A 21,031-nucleotide genomic window follows, 5' to 3' on the forward strand; every position below is an offset into this window, starting at 1 on the left:
CATCGTGGGGCTAAGGACCGGGCGGAGGGATCGGGAGGGTGCCTTAGTTCGTGCTCGGGGACAGTGATCAATCCCAGGGTGAGGCGAGCATTTCCCCCAGCTTGCCGAGGCTCTGCACCCAGCCTTCCTCGTGGAGTACCCGCCGCCGCTCGGTGGCGAAGTCGCCCTGGTCGAGGGTGAGCTCGGACCGTCTGACGTCGGTGTCGTGCAGCGACAGTGTCACCACCGTCTCCCGGTCCTCGGGGTCGGGCTCCTCCCAGCGGAAGGTGTACGACAGGCCTACCGGGGGATCGACGTCGATGTATTCGCCCACCAGGTGGAACAGCTCGCCTTCCGGGGGCTGCATCGCGATCCGGTAGGCACCACCCGGGCGGAGATCGATCTCCACACCCGGGGTGTCGAACCCGTCCGGGCCCCACCAGCGTGCCAGTTCCCGGGGCTCGGTCAGCTTGCGGAACACGACCGGGCACAGATCGTCCAGCTCGTACTCCAGATGCAGTCTCAGCGCGCCGTCCTGTGTCATCACGCATCACCTGTCACCGAAGATGCCTGAAATAACCCCTATGTATATTTTAGTCCGGGCGATGAGTTCCGCGGTCGCCGTCGGTCCACCTCTCAGGAACGGAACCAGGAGGAGCAGCCGATGACCGACACGACCCCGACCCTCGACCTCGGACCCCAGACGGCGGTCGTCGCACGCCTGGCCGAAGCTGTCACCGACGAGCAGCTCGCGGGCCCGACGCCCTGCCCCGAGTACAGGGTGCGCCATGTGCTGGGCCATCTGGCCGGACTGGCCGCCGCCTTCCGTGACGCCGGCCGCAAGGACCTCGGAGCCACGACCGACACCAATCCGCAGTCCGCGCTCCCGGACATCGGCCCCGGCTGGCGCGAGGAGCTGCCCGAGGTGCTCGGTGAACTGGCCGAGGCCTGGCGCGACCCGGCCGCGTGGACCGGTATGACCCGGGCCGGAGGCCTGGACCTGCCCGGCGAGATCGCGGGCCTCGTCGCCACCGACGAGCTGGTGATCCACGGCTGGGACCTGGCCCGCGCCACCGGCCGGCCCTACGCCCCCGACCCGGCCGCGCTCCAGGTCTGCCACGACTTCCTCACGGCGGCGGCCGACGACCCCGGCCGCGGTGAGATCTTCGGCCCCGTCGTGCCCGTGGGCGCGGACGCGGCGCTGCTGGACCGGGCGGTGGGGCTGAGCGGGCGGAAGCCGGGGTGGACGCCAGGCCCGTAGAAAGCGATTTCCCTTTCCTTTGTCGAAAGCATTGACGAACCACACGCGCCCTCCTACGGTCATCGCGTCGTACTTCGTACGTCATATATGAGACGCGATACGCGAGATCCCATACGCGATCCGTCGTGACGCGAGATCCGAGAGGCGCGCATGACCTCTGTGCCCACGCCGATCCCCTCCCGCACGCAGTTCGTGCTGGAAGGGATCAAGCACCGCATCCTCACCGGGCAGTTGACGCCCGGGCAGGCGCTGGTCGAGACCGAGCTCGCCGCACAGTTCGGGGTGTCGAAGACCCCGGTGCGCGAGGCCCTCAAGACCCTCGCCGGGACCGGGCTGGTCGTGATGAGCCAGTACAAGGGCGTCACCGTGCGCCTGGTGGACGCGGACATGGCACGCGAGGTCTACGACGTACGGCTGCTGCTGGAACCCGAGGCGCTGAAGCGCGCCGTACAGCGCGGGGCCTCCCTGGACGCCGCCCGTGAGGCGCTGACCAGGGCCGACGCGGCCGTCGACACCGCCGAACGGTCCCTCGCCAACCGGGAGTTCCACCGCGCCCTGTACCTGCCCTGCGGCAACCCGCTGCTCGGCCGGATGCTCGACGAGGTCCGCGACCAGGCCGCCCTGGTCTCCGCCGTCGCCTGGGCCGCCTCCCCGTCCTGGGAGCGGGAGGCCGGCGAGCACCGCGAGATCCTCCGGCTCGCCCTCGACGGCGACGCCGACGGCGCGGCCCGCGCCCTCCACTCCCACATCGCGTCCTTCGTACGGCGTGCTTTCCCCGAGGCAGGACTGGAACAGGAAGGTCAGCAATGAGCAGCGTGGCGTTCGAGACCCAGCGGGCGGCCCTGGCCGACGTGGTGGCGATCCCGGTGACCCCGTTCGCCGAGGACGGCTCCGTCGCCGAGGACACCTACCGGGCCCTGCTGCGCCGTCTGCTCGACGGCGGCATCACGACCCTCACCCCGAACGGCAACACCGGCGAGTTCTACGCCCTGACCCCCGAAGAGCGCCGTCTGGTCACCGAGTTGACCATGGACGAGGCAGGGGACCGGGCCGTCGTCCTGGTCGGGGTCGGGCACGACGTGCCGACCGCCGTCGCCTCCGCCCGGCACGCCCGGGAACTCGGCGCCCGGATGGTGATGGTCCACCAGCCCGTCCACCCCTACGTCTCCCAGGGTGGCTGGGTCGACTACCACCGGGCCGTCGCCGAGGCCGTGCCCGAGCTGGGCGTCGTCCCGTACGTCCGCAACCCGCAGCTCACCGGGGCCCGGCTCGCCGAACTCGCCGACGCCTGCCCGAACGTCATCGGCGTGAAGTACGCCGTCCCGGACGCCGCCAGGTTCGCAGCCTTCGCCCGGGACGCCGGTCTTGAGCGGTTCGTGTGGGTGGCGGGCCTCGCCGAGCCGTACGCCCCCTCCTACTTCTCGGCGGGCGCCACCGGATTCACCTCGGGGCTCGTCAACGTCGCCCCCGCCGTCTCCCTGAACATGATCGAGGCGCTGCGCTCCGGCGACTACCCGGCCGCCATGAAGGTCTGGGAGCAGATCCGCCGCTTCGAGGAACTGCGCGCCGACAGCGGCTCCGCCAACAACGTCACCGTCGTCAAGGAGGCCCTCGCCTCCCTCGGACTGTGCCGCCGTGAGGTCCGCCCGCCGAGCAAGCCGCTCCCGGAGAGCGAGCGCGCCGAGGTCGCCGCCATCGCCGCGGGGTGGTCGATATGACCGGCAGGCTGAGCCCCGAGGACCTCAGGAGCCATCAGTGGTACGGCGCCGAGGGCCAGCTGCGCACCTGGTCGCACAACGCCCGTATGCGCCAGCTCGGTTACGAGGCGGAGGAGTACCGGGGCCGCCCGGTGATCGCCGTCCTGAACACCTGGTCCGACATCAATCCCTGCCATGTCCATCTGCGCGAGCGCGCCGAGGCGGTCAAGCGGGGCGTGTGGCAGGCCGGCGGCTTCCCGCTGGAGTTCCCGGTCGCCACGCTCTCCGAGACGTACCAGAAGCCGACCCCGATGCTCTATCGCAACCTCCTCGCGATGGAGACGGAGGAGCTGCTGCGGTCGTACCCGATCGACGCGGCGGTGCTGCTCGGCGGCTGCGACAAGTCGACGCCCGCGCTGCTCATGGGCGCGGCCTCGGCCGACGTACCGGCGATCTTCGCGCCGGCGGGGCCGATGCTGCCGGGCCACTGGCGCGGTGAGACCCTCGGGTCCGGCACCGACATGTGGAAGTACTGGGACGAGCACCGCGCGGGCAACCTGACCGACTGCGAACTCAGGGAGCTGCAGGGCGGACTGGCGCGTTCTCCCGGTCACTGCATGACCATGGGGACCGCGTCGACGATGACCGCGGCGGCGGAAGCCCTCGGTATGACACTGCCGGGCGCCTCCTCGATCCCGGCCGTCGACTCCGGGCACGAGCGGATGGCCGCCGCCTCCGGGCGCCGTGCCGTGGAGCTCGCCTGGACCGCGCTCAAACCGTCCCGGATCCTCACCCGCGAGGCCTTCGAGGACGCCGTCACCACGGTGCTCGGGCTCGGCGGTTCCACCAACGCCGTCATTCACCTGATCGCCATGGCGGGGCGCTGCCGGGTCCGGCTCACCCTCGACGACTTCGACCGCATCGCCCGCACCGTGCCGGTGCTCGCCAACGTCCGGCCCGGCGGACAGACGTACCTCATGGAGGACTTCTACTTCGCCGGCGGTCTGCCCGCCTTCCTCTCGCGGATCACCGACCTGCTGCACCTGGACCGGCCCACCGTCAACGGGACCCTGGGGGAGCAGATCGGGGACGCCGTCGTGCACGACGACGACGTCATCCGCACCCGCGAGAACCCGGTCGCCGCCGAGGGCGGAGTCGCCGTACTGCGCGGCAACCTCTGCCCCGACGGTGCCGTCATCAAGCACATCGCGGCCGAGCGGCACCTGCTCAAGCACACCGGGCCCGCCGTCGTCTTCGACGACTACAAGACGATGCAGCGCACCATCAACGACCCGTCGCTCGGCATCACCCCCGAGCACGTCCTCGTGCTGCGGGGCGCCGGCCCCAAGGGCGGCCCGGGCATGCCCGAGTACGGGATGCTGCCCCTGCCCGACTACCTGCTCAAGCAGGGCGTCCGGGACATGGTCCGGATCTCCGACGCCCGGATGAGCGGCACGAGTTACGGCGCGTGCGTGCTGCACGTGGCACCGGAGTCGTACGTCGGCGGACCGCTCGCCCTCGTCCGCACCGGCGACTCCATCACTCTCGACGTCGAGGCGCGCACCCTCCATCTCCACGTGGACGACGAGGAGCTGGAGCGGCGCAGGGCGGACTGGACACCGCCGCTCACCCGGTACGAGCGCGGCTACGGCGCGCTCTACAACGAGCAGATCACGCAGGCCGACACCGGCTGCGACTTCGAGTTCCTGGCCCGCTCGGGCAAGGTGCAGGACCCGTACGCGGGCTGAGCCCCACGGCACGACACGCCCCACGGCACGACAGCAGCGCACGGCACGACCCAGCGCCACGGCACCACCTCAGCGACACGGTACGACCCTCGCGCCACAGCACCACCTCGCGCCACCGCACCGCACCGCTCAGGCACCATCCGCGCCCCCTCGGCGCGCCCACGCACCACCCGCGCCCCTCGGCGCGCCCACGCACCTCAGCACGACCCGGCACCACCCTGCTTGGAAAGAAAGCGCTTCACGCGAACCCGTGCGCGAAGTGCGAACGTACTGAGAACGGAGAACTGTCATGGCCCAAGCCGCAGCCGTGGCGAAACCGCCCGCGCCACCCCGGCGGCGCCGGGCCTCCGCCACGCCGCGCAGGCTCCCGTACCTGCTGATCGCCCCGGCCGCCCTGCTCATGCTGGGCTTCATCGCCTACCCGGTCATCAGCGTCTTCTACTACAGCCTGCAGAACTACAACCCCACCAAGCCGTGGCGGAACGGCTACGCGGGCTTCGACAACTTCGTCCACGCCTTCACCAAGGACCCGATCTTCTGGGACACCCTGGTCTTCAGCGCCAAGTGGGTCGTCGTCGAGGTCGGACTCCAGTTGCTGTTCGGTCTCGCGCTGGCCCTCATCGTCAACCAGACCTTCGTGGGCCGGGGCCTGGGACGCGCCCTGGTCTTCTCCCCGTGGGCCGTCTCCGGCGTACTGACCTCCGCGATCTGGGTGCTGCTCTACAACTCCCAGACGGGCATCACCCGTTACCTCGCGGACCTGGGCATCGGCTCCTACGGCACGAGCTGGCTGTCGGACACCTCCACGGTGTTCCCGGCGGCGGTCGTGGCCGACCTGTGGCGAGGCGTTCCCTTCTTCGCGATCCTCATCCTCGCCGACCTCCAGTCCGTCTCGAAGGACCTGTACGAGGCCGCCGAGGTCGACGGGGCCAGCCGCATCAAGCAGTTCTGGCACATCACGCTGCCGCATCTGAAGGACGCCATCATCCTGTCCACGCTGCTGCGCGCGGTGTGGGAGTTCAACAACGTCGACCTGCTCTACACGCTGACCGGCGGCGGCCCGGCGGGGGAGACCACGACCCTCCCGCTGTACATCGCCAACACCTCGGTCGACGCCCACAACTTCGGCTACGCGTCCGCCCTGACCACGGTCGCGTTCGTGATCCTGCTCTTCTGCTCGATGGTCTATCTGCGGCTGAGCAAGTTCGGAGGCGACAACAAGTGAGCGTCAAGGAAGCCACCAAGGCGGCGCCCGCTCCCGTGCGCGCCACCCCCGAATCGCCGCGGCACCCGAAGAGGAAGCGCGCGTGGGACGAGGCACCCCGCTGGCAGGTCTATCTGCCCCTGGGCATCTACCTGGTCTTCACGCTCATCCCCTTCTACTGGATCCTGCTCTTCTCGCTGCGCCCGGCCGGCTCGACCTCGCTCGTGCCCTGGCCGATGACCTTCGAGCACTTCGAGAAGGTGTGGACGGACCGCAGCTTCGGCACCTACTTCACCAACAGCGTGCTCGTCGGCGTCGCCACCCTGCTGATGACGACGCTCGTCGCCCTGGCCGGCGGCTACGCCCTCGCCCGGTTCGACTTCAAGATCAAGCGGGCGTTCATGCTGGCGCTGCTGTGCTCCCAGTTCGTGCCGGGCGCCTTGCTGCTGGTGCCGCTGTTCGAGATCTTCGCCGAACTGCAGATGATCAACTCGCTGGGTAGTGTCATCCTCGCCGAGACGGTCTTCCAGCTGCCGCTGTCGATGATCCTGATCAGCAACTTCATCAAGAACGTGCCGTACTCCCTGGAGGAGGCGGCCTGGGTGGACGGCTGCAACCGCATGACGGCCTTCCGGATCGTGGTGCTGCCGCTGCTGCGGCCGGGCCTGATCGCCGTCGGCTCGTTCGCCTTCGTCCACTCCTGGAACCACTTCCTGTTCGCCCTGATGTTCCTGAACAACCAGGACAAGCAGACGATCCCGGTCGGCCTCAACTCCCTGATGAGCGCGGACAGCGTCGACCTGGGCGCCCTCGCGGCGGGCGGCATCATCGCGGCCGTCCCGGTCGTGATCGTGTTCGCCTTCATCCAGAAGTGGCTGATCACCGGGTTCAGCGCGGGGGCGGTGAAGGGATGAGGGGCAGACAACTGGCTGTCACCGCTGGGCTGCTGGCGCTGCTGTGCGTCCCCGCGCACGCCGAGGACCGGGACATCAGCCGCGACACCCTGCCCGCGAACGACGGCTGGGCCGCCGAGGGCGCGGGCACCACCGGAGGCGCCGCCGCCGACGCCGAGCACGTCTTCACCGTCACCGACCGGGCCGGACTGGTCCGCGCCCTCGACGGCGGCAGCGACACCCCGAAGATCATCAGGATCGCCGGGACCATCGACGCCAACACCGACGACGACGGCGACCGCCTGGACTGCTCCGACTACGCCACCGGCGGCTACAGCCTGAAGAAGTACCTCGCCGCCTACGACCCCCGCACCTGGGGTTCCGCCAAGCCCAGCGGCCCGCAGGAGGAGGCCCGCCAGGCCTCCGCCGCGGAGCAGGCCGAGCGGATCGTGCTGCCCGTCGGCTCCAACACCACCCTCGTCGGACTCGGCGACTCGGCCGTCCTCAAGGGCGCCAGCCTCCAGGTCAAGAACGCCGACAACGTGATCATCCGCAACCTCGACGTACGCGACGCCTACGACTGCTTCCCCGTCTGGCAGCCCAACACCGGCGGCCTCGGCGACTGGAAGGCGGCCTACGACGCCATCTGGCTGACCGGCGCCACCCATGTGTGGGTCGACCACATCACCGCATCCGACCGGGGCCACCCGGACGCGAAGGAACCCACCTACTTCGCCCGCAACTACCTGCGCCACGACGGACTGCTCGACATCACAGGCGGCTCCGACCTGGTGACCGTCTCCTGGAGCCGGTTCGCCGACCACGACAAGGCGATGCTCATCGGCAACGGCGACACCGCCACCGGCGACCGGGGCAAGCTCCGGGTCACCCTGCACCACAACGCCTTCGAGTCGGTCGTGCAGCGCGCCCCGCGCGTCCGCTTCGGGCAGGTGCACGTCTACAACAACCGCTACGACATCACCGGCGACTACCACCGCTACTCCCTCGGCGTCTCCACCGAGTCGAAGATCTTCGCCGAGAACAACGCCTTCCACGCCCCCGGCCATGTGGAGGTCGCCGACCTGGTCAAGAGCTGGAACGGCAGCGCCCTGCACCAGAGCGGCACCGTTTTCAACGGCTACCCGGTCGACCTGCTCGCGATTTACAACGCCTACAACTCGGGCAGCGAGCGCGATCTGACCGCCGACGTCGGCTGGACCCCCACCCTGCACGGGCGGATCGACAGCGCCGAGGCGGCCGACCGGGCCGTGGCCCGCGGCGCGGGAGCGGGGAGGATCCGGTGACCGGTCGCATCATCGACGCCATGAACACACCACTTCCCGTCGTCCTCGCCGGTGCCCGTGGCCATGGCCGCTGGCACGTCGAGAACATCCGCCGGCTCCAGAAGCAGGGCCTCGTACGGCTCGTCGGCGTCTGCGAGCTGACGCCGCTGACCGAGGAGGAGCTCGGCGACCTGGGCACGCCCGAGCAGTCCGCCGACTTCGGGGCCCTGCTGGACTCCACCGGCGCGCGGATCGCCGTGATCTGCACACCGATCCAGACCCACACCGACCTCGCCCTCACGGCGGCCGAGCGGGGCGTGCACGTCCTGCTGGAGAAGCCGCCCGCCCCCTCGTACGCGGAGTTCCGCCGTATGGCCGACGGGGTCGCGGCGGCCGGGGTCGTCTGCCAGATCGGCTTCCAGTCGCTGGGCTCGCACGCCCTGCCCGCCATCCGCGCGATGGTCGCCGAGGGCGCGATCGGCACGCTGGTCGGGCTCGGCGGGGCCGGTGCCTGGGTGCGCGACGAGGACTACTTCCGCCGGGCGCCCTGGGCGGGCAAGCGGCGGCTGAACGGCGTCGACGTGATCGACGGGGCGCTGACCAACCCCCTCGCCCACGCCGTCGCCACCGCCCTCGCCCTCGGCGGCAGCACCCGCGCCGAGCACGTCGTCGGCATCGAGACCGAGCTGCTGCGCGCCAACGCCATCGAGTCCGACGACACCTCCTGCGTCCGCGTCACCACCACACAGGGCCACCCGGTGACCGTCGCCGCGACGCTGTGCGCCGAGGAGTCGGACGAGCCGTACGTCCTCGTGCACGGCAGCAGCGGCCGGATCACCTTCTGGTACAAGCAGGACCGGGTGCTGCTCCAGCGCGCGGGGCACGGCCCGCAGGAGTCCGAGCACGGCCGTACCGACCTGCTGGAGAACCTCGTCGCGCACCTCACCACCGGCGCGGCCCTGCTGGTCCCGCCGGAGGAGACCGGCGCCTTCATGAAGGTCGTGGAGGCCATCCGCACCTCTCCCGACCCGGCGCCGCTGCCCGACTCCGCCTGGCACCGCATCCCCGACGAGAACCGCCGTGTCGTCCCCGGCATCGACGGACTCGTCGCGGCAGCAGCCGACACCCTCTCCCTCTACTCCGAACTCGGCGCCCCCTGGGCGCTGGCCGCGGAGCATCTGTCGAACGAGGTGAGCACCCGATGACCATCAACGACACCGCGGTCCTGCGCGTCGCGGGCCGGCCGGTCGGCCGGTACGTCACCCGGCCCGAGCTGCCGGTCCGGCTCTCCCCGCGCCCCTATCTGCATCCCGTCACCACCCTGTCCGGTACGGCGGTCACCGAGCTGAGCCCCGCCGACCACGCACACCACCTCGGCGTCGGTGTAGCCGTTCCCGACGTCGAGGGGTTCAACTTCTGGGGCGGGCGCACCTACGTCCGTGACCAGGGCCCGACCGAGCTGGACAACCACGGCTCCCAGCGGCACGTCGCCTTCCAGCTGCGCGACCCGGACGGCTTCGTGGAGGAGCTGCGCTGGGTGTCGGCGGCCGGTGAGCTGCTGCGCGAGCGCCGTACGGTCGCGGCCACCGAACTCACCGACCAGGCCTGGGCCCTGGACCTCACCTTCTCCCTCACCAACGTCACCAAGGAGCCGCTGTCGATCGGCAGCCCGGCGACGAACGGGCGCCCGGGCGCGGCCTACGGCGGCTTCTTCTGGCGCGCCCGCAAGGAGGACGCGCCGCCGGACGTCTTCACCGCCGGCACCGAGGGCGAGACCGAGGCGCACGGCAAGCGCGCCGACTGGCTCGCCCTGGCCGGCTCCGGCTGGACGCTGGTCTTCGCCGGGGCCACCGAACAGACCCGCCGCGACCCGTGGTTCGTGCGCACCGGGGAGTACCCGGGTGTCGGCTCCTCGCTGGCCCACGAGGAGCGGTTGCCGATCCCGCCGGGCGAGACCGTCGTCCGCCGGGTCGTCACCGTAGTCGCCGACGGTCGGCTCGGCCGGGACGCCGCGGCGGCCCTCGTCCGCAAGGCGGTGAGCCCGTGACCACCGAGACCTACCGCAACCCGATCCTCGACGCCGACTGGTCCGACCCGGACGTCGTCCGCGTCGGCGACGACTTCTATCTGACCGCCTCCAGCTTCGGCCGCGCCCCCGGCCTGCCATTACTCCACTCCCGCGACCTGGTGAACTGGACCCTGGTCGGCCACGCCCTCGAACGCCTGGAACCGGCAGAGGAGTTCGAACGGCCCCGCCACGACTGCGGCGTCTGGGCCCCGTCCCTCCGGCATCACGACGAACGCTTCTGGATCTTCTGGGGCGACCCCGACCAGGGCATCTTCCAGATCAACGCCCCCGAGATCAGAGGCCCCTGGACCCGGCCGCACCTGCTGAAGGCCGGCAAGGGCCTGATCGACCCGTGCCCCCTGTGGGACGAGGAGACCGGCGAGGCCTACCTCGTGCACGCCTGGGCCAAGTCCCGCTCCGGCATCAAGAACCGCCTCACCGGACACCGGATGCACCCCGACGGCACCGAACTCCTCGACGAGGGCAAGGTCATCGTCGACGCCGACCGCATACCCGGCTGGTTCACCCTCGAAGGCCCCAAGCTCTACAAGCACGACGGCTGGTACTGGATCCTCGCCCCCGCAGGGAGCGTCGAGACCGGCTGGCAGGGCGCCTTCCGCTCGCGCGGCTTCTTCGGGCCGTACGAGGAAAGAATCGTCCTGGAGCAGAAGGACACCGACGTCAACGGCCCCCACCAGGGCGGCTGGGTGCGCACCGCGACCGGCGAGGACTGGTTCCTGCACTTCCAGCAGCGCGGCGCCTACGGCCGGGTCGTCCACCTCCAGCCCATGCGCTGGGGCCAGGACTGCTGGCCGGTGCTCGGGGACGACGGCGCCCCCGTCGCCGTACACGCGCTGCCCGACCTGCCGCCGCAGCCTCCCGCCGCGCCCGCCACCGACGACGACTTCCCCGGCGGACGGTACGGCCGCCAGTGGCAGTGGACGGCCAACCCGGGCGACGGCTGGGCCACCCAGCACTCCGCCGACGGGCTCAGGCTGACCTGCGTCCGCTCGGCCGACGCCCACGACCTGCGCAAACTGCCCAGCGTGCTCACCCAGCGGCTGCCCGGCGCGCCCCGCACCGTCGAGGTGGAGCTGCGGCTCGACAGCGACGAGCCCGGGGCCCGCGCCGGACTCGCCGTCCTCGGGGACGCGTTCGGCTGGATCGGCCTCCAGCGGTGCACGGACGGCACCGCGCATCTCGTGCACCGGTTCGCCGAGGCGGTCGCGGACGCCGAGCGCGACGCCGCCCACCCCCGGCTCGCGCCCGAGGGCCGGGCCCGGCTGCGCATCGAGATCGGCGCGGACGCCCGCTGCCGCTTCTCGGCCGACACCGGCGACGGCTTCCGGCCCTCGGGCCCGGTCTTCGCCGCCACCCCGTGGCGCTGGGTCGGCGCTCTGCTCGGCCTGTTCGCCCTCGCGCCCACCGGTCAGGGACACGCCGGCGCGGCGAGCTTCACCCGGTTCCGGATCAGCCCCTCGTAACGCACCCGTCGTCGTACGCCTGTTGGGAGCCGCAATGACGCACTTCCGTAGCAAGCGCTTGTCGAGACCGGGGCACGGCAAGGTCGTGGCCGCCGTCCTCGGCCTCGTCGCCGCGCTGAGCCTCGGCGCGATGGGGGACGCCCATGCGGCCCCGCCGTCGCAGACCGGGCCCGCCGCGGACCGCTGGTCCGACCGCCCGCACGGCTTCGCCTCCCTCGCCGGCGGCACCAGCGGCGGCGCGGGCGGCAAGGTCGTCACCGTCACCGACCAGGCCGCGCTGGCCAAGTACGCGGCGGCCGAGGAGCCCTACGTCATCCGCGTCAAGGGCGCCTTGGAGATGGACCCGTTCGGCACGGAGATACCCGTCGCCTCCGACAAGACCATCATCGGCGTCAGCGACACCGCCGAGATCGTGCACGGCGGCTTCACCCTCGACCCCGGCACGCACAACGTCATCATCCGCAACCTCACCATCCGCGACACGGCCATCGAGGGCAACTGGGACTGCAAGGACACCGACTACGACGGCATCCGCCTCGACACCGCCCACCATGTGTGGATCGACCACATACGGTTCTCGCGGATCTGCGACGGCCAGCTCGACATCCGCAAGGACAGCGAGTACGTCACCGTCTCCTACAACCGGTTCACCGACAACAACAAGACCTTCGGCATCGGCTGGACCTCGAACGTCAAGACGCAGATCACCGTCGACCACAACTGGTTCAGGGGCACCAAGCAGCGCAACCCGTCCGCCGACAACTGCGCCTACGCACACCTCTACAACAACTACCTCTCCTCGCAGCTCTCCGACGGCGACCCCGTGTGGACATACGGGAACTGGTCGCGCGGCCGGACGAAGATGGTCATCGAGAACAGCTTCTACGACGGTGTCCAGCACCCCTACCAGGCCGACGCCACCGCCGAGCTGGTGCAGCGCGGCTCGATCCTGCGGAACACGACGGGCCGCCACGATGCCTGGGGCACGGCCTTCGACCCCCGCGAGTTCTACGCCTACCGCCTCGACCCGGCCGCCGCCGTGCCCGCGCTGGTGAAGCGGTTCTCGGGTCCGCAGCAGCGGATCGGCGGCCCGGTCGTGCTGAACGTCCCGGCCGACCATCCGACCGTGCAGTCCGCCGTGGACGCGGTGCCCGAAGGCAACGACACCCCGGTCACGATCGCCGTCGCACCCGGCACCTACCGCGAGAAGGTGTTCATCCCCGCGAGCAAGCCGCACCTCGTACTGCGCGGGACCGGGCGCGACCGCTCCGACACCGTCATCGTCTTCGACACGCCCGCCGCGCAAGGGGGTTCGACGGGGAGCGCCACGGTCCGGATCGCCGCGAACGACGTCACCGCGCGCAACCTCACCTTCAGCAACGACTTCGACGAGGCCGCGCACGAGCTGGGCGGCGAGCAGGCGCTGGCGATGAAGACGACGGGCGACCGGATCGTCTTCGAGGACACCGCGTTCCTCGGCAACCAGGACACGCTGATGACGGACAGCCCCAAGCTGACCACCGTCAGCCGGGTCTACATCCGGGACTCCTACATCGAGGGCGATGTCGACTTCGTCTACGGCCGGGCCACGACCGTGATCGAACGGTCGGTGATCCGGGCGCTGAGCCGCGGCTCGGCCACGAACAACGGCTACATCACCGCCGCCTCGACCTGGACGGGAAACCCGTACGGCTTCCTGATCACCCGGTCGAAGATCGTGAGTGACGCGCCGGACGGGACCTTCCACCTCGGCCGGCCCTGGCACCCGGGCGGTGAGCCGGAGGCGGTCGCCCAGGTGCTGATCCGGGACACCGAGCTGCCCGCCGCGGTCAAGTCCTCGCCGTGGACCGACATGAGCGGGTTCTCGTGGAAGGACGCGCGGTTCACCGAGTACCGGAACTTCGGGCCCGGGGCCGGGGTGACCGCGGACCGGCCGCAGATGAGCGACGCCGCCGCGCGGACCCACACCGTCGCGCACTACCTCAAGGGCACGGACGACTGGGCTCCGTACGCCCGCCACCACTGACCCCCCGCACCTTCGCAGCACGTATCCACAGCCAGTTGGATCCAGAAGAAGAGAGCCGACCAATGAAGATCAGCATTCGCAGAAGCAGGCGCGCCGCCACGGCCGTCGCACTCGGCGCCGCGCTCGCCCTGACCGTCACCGCCTGCGGCGACGACGGCAGCGGGGCGAGCGGTGACAAGGGCGCCGAGGGCAGCGGCAAGGGCGAGATCGTCTTCTGGGACAACAACGGCGGTGTCCGCACCGAGATCTGGAAGAAGATCATCGCCGACTTCGAGAAGGCCAACCCGGACATCAAGGTCGAGTACGTCGGGATCGCCGCCACCGAGTACCAGTCCAAGGTCGACACCGCCATCCAGGGCGGCGGTCTGCCGGACGTCGGCGGTGTGGGCGCGGCGATGCTCGCCGGGTTCGCCGCGCAGGGCGCGCTGGAGCCGCTGGACGAGCGGCTCGGCGAGTCCTCGCTGAACGGCAAGCTCAACAAGGACATGGTCGAGTCGCTGAAGGCGGCCGGCGGTGGCGACGACAAGCTGTACTCGATCCCGACCTCCGCGAACAACGGTGTGCTGTACTACCGCACCGACCTGTTCGAGAAGGCGGGCCTGGAGGAGCCCACGACGTGGGAGCGGTTCTACGAGGCCGCGGACAAGCTCACGAACGCGGGCAAGAACGAGTTCGGCTACACCATTCGCGGTGGCTCCGGGTCCATCGCCCAGGCGCTGGACGCGATGTACGGGCAGTCCGGGATCTCGTCGTTCTGGGACTCCAGTGGTGACAAGACCACGGTCAACGACCCGAAGAACGTGGCGGCGCTGGAGAAGTACGCGGCGCTGTACAAGAAGGTCACCCCGGCGGCCGACCTCAACAACGACTTCACGAAGATGGTCGCGCAGTGGGACTCCGGCACGATCGGGATGCTGAACCACAACCTCGGGTCGTACCAGGACCATGTGAAGGCGCTGGGGGGCGAGAAGTTCCGGGGAATTCCGCAGCCGGTGGGGGCCGGGGGCAAGCGGGTGCAGGTGTCCAACCCGGTGGACGGGCTGGGGCTGTTCAAGAGCGGCAAGAACAAGGAAGCGGCCTGGAAGTTCATCGAGTTCGCCACGTCCAAGGCGGAGAACTCGCGGTTCAACGAGGCGGCGGGGCAGGTGCCGTCGAATACGGACGCGGCGTCGGATGCGTGGATTTCTAAGGCGGAGCCTACGAAGCTGGCTGCCGGGGCGCTGTCGGACGGGTCTACGACGATTGTGCAGCTGCCGTACTACCTGCCTGACTGGAACACGATTTCCAAGGCTGACAATGAGCCGAACTTCCAGAAGGTGCTGCTGGGGAAGATGAGTGCGAAGGAATTTCTGGACACGATGGCTGAGCAGTTGAATGCTGCTCAGGAGGAGTGGGATCAGCAGAACGGTTGATTTTGCTGGGTTTCGCCGTGGGACGGCCTGTTGTTGGCAGAGTGCGGGCCGTCCCTGGCTTGTCGCGCAGTTCCCCGCGCCCCCAAAAAAGACATGGAGTTGGTTCTGATGTCTCTCAGTCGAAGACAGGTTGCTGCCGCCGCTGTTGCCTCTGTGCCTCTCGCCCTTTCCGGTGCCGGATCGGCACTTGCCACCGGGCATCGCAGTCGCACCCTCTACATCGCCGGTGATTCCACCGCCGCGCAGAAATATGCTGCCGCCGCGCCCGAGACCGGGTGGGGGATGGCGTTGCCCTTCTTTCTTCATCGCTCTCGGCCCGTGGTCAATCACGCTGTGAATGGGCGGAGTTCCAAGAGCTTTGTGGATGAAGGGCGGCTCGAGGCGATTCTCGATGTGATCGAGCCGGGGGATTTTCTTCTCATTCAGTTCGCTCACAATGATGAGAAGGCGGAAGACCCCACCCGTTACACCGAGCCTTGGTCGACGTATCAGGAGTACTTGCGGATGTACGTCGACGGGGCGCGGGCGCGCGGCGCGCGGCCCGTGTTGGCCACCGCCGTCGAGCGGCGGAGGTTCGACGCGGCGGGGAAGGCCGTGCCGACGCACGGTGAGTATCCGGCGGCCATGCGGGCGCTCGCCGCCGAGGAGCGGGTGGCGCTGCTGGACATGCAGGCGTTGTCGCTCGCCCTGTGGCAGGAGCTCGGGGTCGAGGAGACGAAGAAGTACTTCAACTGGACCGCTACCGAGCAGGACAACACGCACTTCAATCCGCCGGGCGCGATCGCCGTGGCCCGGCTGGTGGCGCGGGAGTTGCTGCGGGCCCGGGTGCTCGGGCCGCGTGATGTGTGCCGGCTGGAGGCGGAGATCCCGGAGTCCTGGATCGGCTGGCCCGAGTCCGCCGCGTAACACCCCTCGACACATAAGAAGGAAGAGAGCCGCACCGTGAAGAATCCGAAGTGTCATGATCACGTCATTGGAAGAGCCGCCCTCCTGGTCGGGTGCACCGCGCTCGTGCTGTCCCTGAGCGGGACCGGCGCGCAGGCCCAGGCGCGGGACGTGGCGCGCCAGACCCTCGGGGCGAACGACGGATGGGGCGCCTACGGCACCGGCACCAGCGGAGGTGCCGCCGCCGATGCCGCGCACGTCTACACCGTCACCACCTGGGAGCAGTTCAAGGCCGCCCTGAAGGACGGCGGCACCGCGCCCAGGATCATCAAGGTGAAGGGCATGATCGACGCCGTTTCGCAGGGGTGCGAGGCGTTCGAGGCCGAGGGCTACGACTTCCAGCAGTACCTCGCGGACTACGACCCCGCCGTCTGGGGGCACGACAAGCCGGTCAGCGGTGTGCAGGAGGACCTGAGGGCCGCGTCCGCCGCCCAGCAGGACAAGATCATCAAGGCGAGCGTCCCCGCCAACACCACGATCATCGGCGTGGGCAAGAACTCCGGGATCCTCGGCGGCAGCCTTCAGATCAAGGGCGTCGACAACGTCATCGTCCGCAACCTCACCATCGAGGCCCCGGTCGACTGCTTCCCGCAGTGGGACCCGACCGACGACAACAAGACCGGCGCCTGGAACTCCGAGTACGACGGGGTCGTCGTCTACGGCTCCACCCATGTGTGGATCGACCACAACACCCTCACCGACGGCCGCTACCCCGACAGCTCCCTGCCGTCCTACTTCGGCAAGACCTATCAGCAGCACGACGGGCTGGCCGACGTCGTGCGCGGCTCCAACCATGTGACGGTGTCCTGGAACTCGTTCAAGGACCATGACAAGACCATGCTGATCGGCAACAGCGACAGCGCCACGGCCGACGACACCGGCAAGCTGAAGGTCACGCTGCACCACAACCGCTTCGAGGGCATCGTCGAGCGGGCGCCGCGGGTGCGGTTCGGGCAGGTCGACTCGTACAACAACCACTTCGTGGTCACCAAGGCCCAGAAGTGGGGCTATGTCTACGGCATCGGCAAGGAGTCCCGGCTCGTCGCCGAGCACAACGCGTTCACGCTCGCGCAGGGCATCAGCACGGGGAAGATCCTCAAGAAGTGGAACGAGGCGCCGGTCACCGCCGGTTCCAACTACGTCAACGGCAAGGCCGTCGACCTGATCGCCGTGCACAACGCGGAGATCCCCGGGGAGACGCTCCAGTCGGGTGCCGGCTGGACGCCGACCCTGCGGGCCGGTGTCGACCCGGCGAAGGCGGTCCCGGGCATCGTCGACGCCGGGGCGGGCGCCGGCCGCGTGTGCTGATCTGACCCGCTCCACATGAACGGGCCGGGGCGGCCCGCATCGCATCCCTCGGGGCCTCCTGGTGGAGCTCCGCAGCGTGCGTGCCGAACGCCGCTCCTTCTTCTGCGGAGCTCCACCAGAAGGCCCCCAGCCCCGGGGTGCGCCCGCCCCGGCCCTTCCCTCTCCCGTATTCGCCGTACCGCGAAGGAGCAGCCGTATGCTCTCGCAACCCCGTCCCTCCCTCTCCCGCCGGGGATTCCTCGTCGCCGGCGCCTCGGCGGGCGCCGCCCTCGGCCTCGCCTCCGGCCCCGCGCGGGCCGGGACCCGTCCGCCGCGTCCGTTCGGCCGGTACGGCTCACCGGCCGCGCGCCTCACCCCGAAGACCCTGTACGTCCATCCGGGCGGCGCCGGTGACTTCACCACCGTCCGGGACGCCGTGGCCGCCGCCAGTGGGAGCGGGTACACCCTGGTCATCGCGCCCGGCGTCTACCGGCAGACCGTCGCCGTCGACCCCGCCCGTACGGAGATGACCTGGATCGGGGCGAGCGAGGAACCCCGTGACGTCGTGCTCGTGTACGACAACGCGGCCGGGACCCCGAAGCCCGGCGGCGGCACCCACGGGACCACCGGCTCCGCCACCACCACCGTGCAGGCCGACGGCTTCACCGCCCGCTGGATCACCTTCGCCAACGACTGGCTGCGCGCCGACCACCCCGACATCACCGGCACCCAGGCCGTCGCCCTCAAGGTCCAGGGCGACCGGTCCGCCTTCCACCACTGCCGATTCCTCGGCCACCAGGACACCCTGTACGCCGACTCCATGGCGCTCGGCACCTTCGCCCGCCAGCACTTCGCCCACTGCTACGCCGAGGGCGACGTCGACTTCGTCTTCGGCAGGGCCACCGCCGTCTTCGAGCACTGCCACTTCCGGACCCTGAACCGGACCGACCTGCCCGCGGCCCCGTACGGCTTCGTCTTCGCCCCCTCGACGGCCGGCGCCAACCCCCTCGGCTATCTGGTGACCAGGAGCCGTGTCAGCAGCGAGGCCCCCGACGGCCACTTCAAGCTGGCCCGGCCCTGGGTGCCCAGCTCCGACACCACCGCCCGCCCGATGCTCACCGTCCGGGACACCCACCTCGGCCCGGGCATCGACGCGGTAGCGCCCTACACGAACATGGCGAGCGGCCATCCCTGGCAGTCGATGCGGTTCGCCGAGTACCGCAACACCGGGCCCGGTGCCGTCGTGTCCGTTCCGGAGAACCGGCCCCAGCTCACCCGGGCGCAAGCCGCCTCGCACACCAGGCAGACGTATCTCGGTGACTGGCGGCCCTGTGCGTAGGGCCGCTGCGCTCCTGCTCGGTGTGTGCCTGCTCTGGCCGGCTCCCGGGGCCTCCGCCGCCGAACGCGGGCCCATCGGCTGGGCCTCCACCGGCACCGGAACCGACGGCGGGGCGGGCGGCCGGATCTGGACGGTGGACACGCGGGCCGAGCTGAAGCAGGCTCTCGCGAACGACGGTGATCCCACCGCGCCCAAGGTGATCCGGGTCGTCGGCGATATCTCCGGGCACGAGGCCGACGACGGTTCCCTGCTCGGTGAGCAGGACTACGCGCCCGGCTACGACCTCGGCACGTACATGTCCTGCTTCGGCGAGGACGGCGCCGCTTGGTCCGACACCCGCTTCGAGTACTGCAAGCAGCAGCGGCAACTGCGCCAGACCGGCTCGAACAAGGAGAAGGCGCAGATCCAGCTGACCGTGCCGGGCAACACCACGCTGGTGGGCGTGGGGCGTGACGCCCGGCTGCTCGGGGTGTTCCTGACCGTCAACACGGGCAGCGACATCATCGTGCGCAACCTGCACTTGGAGGCGCCCGTCGACCACTTCACCAGCTGGTCACCCGACGACGGCACCCGCGGCAGCTGGAACGCCCGCTTCGACGCGCTGACCGTGATCACCGGCAAGAACATCTGGATCGACCACTGCACCTTCACCGACGGCCGCTTCCCGGACCGCGAGGCGCCCCTCGGCTTCCACGGCGAACGCGTCCAGCGGCACGACGGGCTGCTGGACATCGAGGACGGCTCCGACTTCGTCACCGTCTCCGACAGCCGCTTCGACGACCACGACAAAGCGCTCCTCATCGGCTCGGGCGACGGACGCGGCGACCGGGACCGGGGGCATCTCAAGGTGACCTTCGTCCGCAACCTGTTCAGCGAGGTAGTACAGCGCGCTCCGCGCGTCCGCTTCGGGCAGGTGCACGTCGTCAACAACGTCTACCGGGGGCGGACGCCCCTCTACGCCCTGGGTGTCGGCGTGGAGTCCGCGATCTTCTCCGAGCGCAATGTCTTCCGCTATCCGGGCGCTTCACCGTCCGCCGCCGTCGCGGACTACGGCGGTGAGCGGTTCCGTGACACCGGCTCCTGGTTCAACGGCCGGCCCGCCCGGCTGAACGACGTGGCGAGCGGGCTCGGTCTCGGGAGCGAGGTCGGCTGGGACCCCGCCGATGTCTACGACTACCGCGCCCTCACCTCCCCGGCGGCGGTCGAGCGGTACGTGCTGCGGCACGCCGGAGCCGGGAGGCCGTATGGACGCCCATGAGCTGCTCGGCCGGCGGGGCTTCGTGGTCGGGGCGGGTGCGGCGCTGCTGGCCGGGGGAGCGGTGACCGGGGCGGAGGCGGCGGTCGTGGACGGGCCGCTGCCCGACTTCCACCCGGCGCTGAAGGAACGGCTGACCTTCCCGCTCGCCTGGGGGACGTCCCCGATCCGCGACTTCCGCGCCTGGCGGCGGACCGCCCGGGCCACGGTCGAGGAGCACCTCCTTGTCGAACGGCAGGACCGGGTGCCGTTCGCGCCGGAGTACACCGGGCGGACCCAAGGGGACGGCTACACGCGCGAGTTGGTCACCGTCTCGCTCACCCGGTACGAGCGGGTGCGCGGCGCCCTGCTCACCCCGCACGGTGACGGGCCCTTCCCCGCCGTGCTGCTCCTGCACGACCACGGCTCCAAGTTCGACATCGGGAAGGAGAAGCTCGTCCGGCCCTGGTACGACGACACGCGTCTCGCCTCCGCCCGGGCGTGGGCGGACAAGTACTTCAGCGGGCGGTTCGTCGGCGACGAACTGGCCCGGCGGGGCTATGTGGTGCTCTGCCTGGACGCGCTCGGCTGGGGCGACCGCGGGCCCCTCGTCTACGAGCAGCAGCAGGCGCTGGCGTCCAACTTCTACAATCTGGGCTCCTCGCTCGCCGGGCTCATGGCCCGGGAGGACCAGCGGGCCGCCGCCTTCCTGGCGGGCCTCGACCGGGTGGACGCCCGGCGGGTCGCGGCCGTCGGCTTCTCCATGGGCGCCTACCGCGCCTGGCAGACCGCCGCCCTCAGCGATCACATCGCCGCCGCCGCGAGTGTCTGCTGGATGACCGGCCTGAAAGAGATGATGGTGCCCGGCAACAACACGCTGCGCGGGCAGTCGGCGTACTGGATGCTCCACCCGGGGCTCGCCCGGCATCTCGACATCCCCGACGTGGCGAGCATCGCCGCCCCGAGGCCGATGCTGTTCCTGAACGGCGCGCTCGACACGCTCTTCCCCGCCGAGGGCGTACGGGTCGCCCACGACAAGCTGCGTGCCGTCTGGCGCTCGCGCCACGCGGAGGAGCGGATACGGACGAAGACGTGGCCGGAGCTCGGCCACGTCTTCACCCACGTGATGCAGGACGAGGTCGTCAACTGGCTCGACGACGTCCTGTGAGGC

18 protein-coding genes are annotated in these 21,031 nt (G+C 70.2%); 17 read left to right on the forward strand and 1 reads right to left on the reverse strand.

From position 1 onward, the window contains the following. Positions 1-67: 67 nt before the first annotated feature. Positions 68-523, reverse strand: a complete 456-nt coding sequence (locus KJK29_RS29705) for an SRPBCC family protein (protein ID WP_251057976.1) — start codon at positions 521-523, stop codon at positions 68-70. Between the two features lie 120 nt (positions 524-643). Between KJK29_RS29705 and KJK29_RS29710 the strand changes: the two genes are divergently transcribed. The 17 genes from KJK29_RS29710 to KJK29_RS29790 all read left to right on the forward strand — a co-directional run bounded on the left by KJK29_RS29710 (position 644) and on the right by KJK29_RS29790 (position 21,028). Next, positions 644-1,240: a TIGR03086 family metal-binding protein gene (locus KJK29_RS29710; protein WP_215122253.1), complete on the forward strand. Its 597-nt coding sequence runs from the start codon at positions 644-646 to the stop codon at positions 1,238-1,240. A gap of 150 nt (positions 1,241-1,390) precedes the next feature. After that, positions 1,391-2,050, forward strand: coding sequence for a GntR family transcriptional regulator (locus KJK29_RS29715; protein WP_215122254.1), 660 nt, complete (start codon positions 1,391-1,393; stop codon positions 2,048-2,050). Further along, the gene (locus tag KJK29_RS29720; protein ID WP_215122255.1) at positions 2,047-2,958 is read left to right on the forward strand and encodes a dihydrodipicolinate synthase family protein; all 912 of its coding nucleotides are present in this window, start codon (positions 2,047-2,049) and stop codon (positions 2,956-2,958) included. Before KJK29_RS29715 ends, KJK29_RS29720 begins: the two co-directional genes overlap by 4 nt. Continuing rightward, complete coding sequence (gene araD / locus KJK29_RS29725) at positions 2,955-4,685, forward strand: L-arabinonate dehydratase (protein WP_215122256.1); 1,731 nt, start codon at positions 2,955-2,957, stop codon at positions 4,683-4,685. Before KJK29_RS29720 ends, araD begins: the two co-directional genes overlap by 4 nt. Positions 4,686-4,974: 289 nt before the next feature. Continuing rightward, complete coding sequence (locus KJK29_RS29730; protein ID WP_215122257.1) at positions 4,975-5,910, forward strand: carbohydrate ABC transporter permease; 936 nt, start codon at positions 4,975-4,977, stop codon at positions 5,908-5,910. Next, entirely contained in the window at positions 5,907-6,803 is an 897-nt protein-coding gene (locus KJK29_RS29735) for a carbohydrate ABC transporter permease (protein WP_215122258.1), read from the forward strand. The genes KJK29_RS29730 and KJK29_RS29735 overlap by 4 nt, the downstream gene beginning before the upstream one ends. Continuing rightward, positions 6,800-8,086, forward strand: a complete 1,287-nt coding sequence (locus KJK29_RS29740; RefSeq protein ID WP_215122259.1) for a pectate lyase family protein — start codon at positions 6,800-6,802, stop codon at positions 8,084-8,086. The genes KJK29_RS29735 and KJK29_RS29740 overlap by 4 nt, the downstream gene beginning before the upstream one ends. A 20-nt stretch (positions 8,087-8,106) precedes the next feature. Continuing rightward, positions 8,107-9,270, forward strand: coding sequence for a Gfo/Idh/MocA family protein (locus KJK29_RS29745; RefSeq protein ID WP_215124508.1), 1,164 nt, complete (start codon positions 8,107-8,109; stop codon positions 9,268-9,270). After that, positions 9,267-10,112, forward strand: a complete 846-nt coding sequence (locus KJK29_RS29750; RefSeq protein ID WP_215122260.1) for a DUF6807 domain-containing protein — start codon at positions 9,267-9,269, stop codon at positions 10,110-10,112. The genes KJK29_RS29745 and KJK29_RS29750 overlap by 4 nt, the downstream gene beginning before the upstream one ends. After that, a complete protein-coding gene (locus tag KJK29_RS29755) occupies positions 10,109-11,617 on the forward strand; it encodes a glycoside hydrolase family 43 protein (protein ID WP_215122261.1) in 1,509 nt (502 codons plus the stop codon). The genes KJK29_RS29750 and KJK29_RS29755 overlap by 4 nt, the downstream gene beginning before the upstream one ends. A gap of 34 nt (positions 11,618-11,651) precedes the next feature. Then, complete coding sequence (locus KJK29_RS29760) at positions 11,652-13,643, forward strand: pectinesterase family protein (protein WP_215122262.1); 1,992 nt, start codon at positions 11,652-11,654, stop codon at positions 13,641-13,643. Positions 13,644-13,705: 62 nt separating this feature from the next. After that, positions 13,706-15,055, forward strand: a complete 1,350-nt coding sequence (locus KJK29_RS29765) for an ABC transporter substrate-binding protein (RefSeq protein WP_215122263.1) — start codon at positions 13,706-13,708, stop codon at positions 15,053-15,055. 108 nt (positions 15,056-15,163) lie between these two features. Then, positions 15,164-15,961, forward strand: a complete 798-nt coding sequence (locus KJK29_RS29770; RefSeq protein ID WP_215124509.1) for a rhamnogalacturonan acetylesterase — start codon at positions 15,164-15,166, stop codon at positions 15,959-15,961. 36 nt (positions 15,962-15,997) lie between these two features. Continuing rightward, positions 15,998-17,308: a pectate lyase family protein gene (locus tag KJK29_RS29775; RefSeq protein ID WP_215122264.1), complete on the forward strand. Its 1,311-nt coding sequence runs from the start codon at positions 15,998-16,000 to the stop codon at positions 17,306-17,308. A 196-nt stretch (positions 17,309-17,504) separates the two neighbouring features. Then, complete coding sequence (locus KJK29_RS29780) at positions 17,505-18,626, forward strand: pectinesterase family protein (RefSeq protein WP_215122265.1); 1,122 nt, start codon at positions 17,505-17,507, stop codon at positions 18,624-18,626. After that, positions 18,619-19,884: a pectate lyase family protein gene (locus KJK29_RS29785; RefSeq protein WP_215122266.1), complete on the forward strand. Its 1,266-nt coding sequence runs from the start codon at positions 18,619-18,621 to the stop codon at positions 19,882-19,884. Before KJK29_RS29780 ends, KJK29_RS29785 begins: the two co-directional genes overlap by 8 nt. Continuing rightward, positions 19,871-21,028, forward strand: a complete 1,158-nt coding sequence (locus KJK29_RS29790) for a dienelactone hydrolase family protein (RefSeq protein WP_215122267.1) — start codon at positions 19,871-19,873, stop codon at positions 21,026-21,028. Before KJK29_RS29785 ends, KJK29_RS29790 begins: the two co-directional genes overlap by 14 nt. Positions 21,029-21,031 lie beyond the last annotated feature (3 nt).

It is taken from the genome of Streptomyces koelreuteriae (assembly GCF_018604545.1).
Classification (GTDB): Bacteria; Actinomycetota; Actinomycetes; order Streptomycetales; family Streptomycetaceae; genus Streptomyces; species Streptomyces koelreuteriae.